This is a genomic window from uncultured Dokdonia sp. (assembly GCF_947496725.1).
Lineage (GTDB): Bacteria > Bacteroidota > Bacteroidia > Flavobacteriales > Flavobacteriaceae > Dokdonia.
Genome location: NZ_CANMDS010000024.1, coordinates 1 through 242, shown reverse-complemented (window position 1 = coordinate 242; position 242 = coordinate 1). Strand labels below are relative to the sequence as shown.

Here is a 242-nt window from a genome sequence, read left to right as displayed (position 1 = left end):
ACGAGTGATTTTACGATAAGCTATCACCAGTTACTGGTGCAGGCAGAGGCAAACACTGCAGCACTAAGTTCGCCATACACGGTGGCAGATGGAGAGGAACTGTTTGTACGTATTGAAGATAACACCACAGGTTGTGTGAACTTTACAAGTATCATCTTTACGGTAGAGAGCCGTCCAGAGGTATCTCCAGCAGATAATATAGTACAGTGTGCCGATGATCTTGGGATTAATGTTGCGCCTAA

At 45.0% G+C, this 242-nt stretch carries 1 protein-coding gene; it reads left to right on the top strand.

Translation table 11 applies throughout. The features are described 5' to 3' along the window. Positions 1-242 (top strand): hypothetical protein (locus tag Q0948_RS14900; protein WP_298354532.1); only part of this gene is annotated, 242 nt, incomplete at both ends.